Genomic DNA, 825 nt, shown 5'->3' on the forward strand with positions numbered 1-825 from the left:
CCCCCCAGTACCGACGCTCCGCCCCAAAGGATCCGGAGAGCATCGAAACCCTCAAGGAAGCCAGCGGCACCGACCTGTAGGGTGCGGAGGTTACAGGGATGCCCCTTGAGCTTCGCCCCGTGTCGACCTCATTTCCGAGGCCGACACGGGGGCCGACGGTGCACGGTCGATGCCGGACTGAACCAACCCGGTATCGCCGACGGTCACGTCCGCTGGGGGCGGAGGCGGCGCCGTGCGGCCGCCCCGCCCCTCAGCGGCAGAGTTGCCCGTGCTCTCAGGGCGCGCGTTCAGGCAGGCGCGTTGTCAGCGCTTGAGCCCACCACTGGCGATGTCGTCGATTTTATAGGTGAGGCCGACGACGTCCTTCTCGTGCATCTCGAGCGCGAGCGCGTAACGGTTCGCGTCGAAAGTACCGTTGCGGATCCCCTTCTGAATCCGCGCGAGCTCCGACTTGGCCTTTGCCAGCCTTTCCTGCGTGCGGCCGAGCTCGGAGGTGCTCCAGGGCTTCCCTTCCCTGAGCTCGTCGTACTTGAGGCTCAGGCCGATGACGTCCTTCTCGTACATCTCGAGTGCAACCGCGTAGCGCTTTGCGTCGTAGGTGCCGTTGCGGATTCCCTTCTGGATGCGCGCGAGCTCCGACTTGGCCTTGCCCAAGTGCTTCTCGGTCTGTTCGATCAGAGCCTTCCGGTCGGTCGCGGGCTTAGCCTTGATCCACCGAGCGATGACCGGTCCAGGGCCTGGACATGAAGACGCGGATGCCCCTTGAACTGGGACGATGGGACTTCCTACGGTTCCATATCCACAGATCGAGAGAACATCCGCGAG

General features: G+C 64.5%; 1 protein-coding gene. It reads right to left on the reverse strand.

What is annotated here, in order from left to right; genetic code table 11:
* Window positions 1-303: 303 nt before the first annotated feature.
* A complete protein-coding gene (locus K6I34_RS37605) occupies window positions 304-654 on the reverse strand; it encodes a hypothetical protein (RefSeq protein WP_229332492.1) in 351 nt (116 codons plus the stop codon).
* Between the last annotated feature and the right edge of the window lie 171 nt (window positions 655-825).

The organism is Streptomyces sp. UNOC14_S4 (assembly GCF_020740835.1).
Taxonomy (GTDB): Bacteria; Actinomycetota; Actinomycetes; order Streptomycetales; family Streptomycetaceae; genus Streptomyces.